The organism is Vibrio marinisediminis, assembly GCF_014050145.1.
Taxonomy (GTDB): Bacteria; Pseudomonadota; Gammaproteobacteria; order Enterobacterales; family Vibrionaceae; genus Vibrio; species Vibrio marinisediminis.
In genome coordinates this window covers 1-315 of the sequence record NZ_JACFYF010000060.1, presented here as the reverse complement: position 1 = coordinate 315, position 315 = coordinate 1, and the positions used below count along the sequence as shown (strand labels likewise).

The window sequence follows — 315 nt, the reverse complement described above, 5'->3', positions numbered from 1 at the left end:
TATGCTAGCCGTGTTCTAAATGATGCACAGAAGAATTACACAACCACAGAAAAAGAGCTACTTGCAGTGGTTTACGCCATTGATAAATTTAGATCCTATTTAGTAGGATCAAAAGTGATTGTGTACACTGACCATGCTGCTCTTAAATATCTACTCACAAAGCAGGATTCAAAACCCAGACTTATAAGATGGGTGCTGCTTCTGCAAGAGTTTGATATAGAAATAAGAGACAGAAAAGGGACAGAGAATCAAGTAGCAGATCACCTGTCCCGAATTGAACTAGTAGAAGGGGCGTCCCTCCCTCTTACTGAAATC

The 315-nt window shown here is 40.3% G+C and carries 1 protein-coding gene; it reads left to right on the top strand.

The window, feature by feature from the left end; all coding sequences use genetic code 11:
• Positions 1-315, top strand: a 315-nt coding sequence (locus H2O73_RS23455; RefSeq protein WP_182110730.1) for a Ty3/Gypsy family RNase HI domain-containing protein, incomplete at both ends; no start/stop codon positions are given.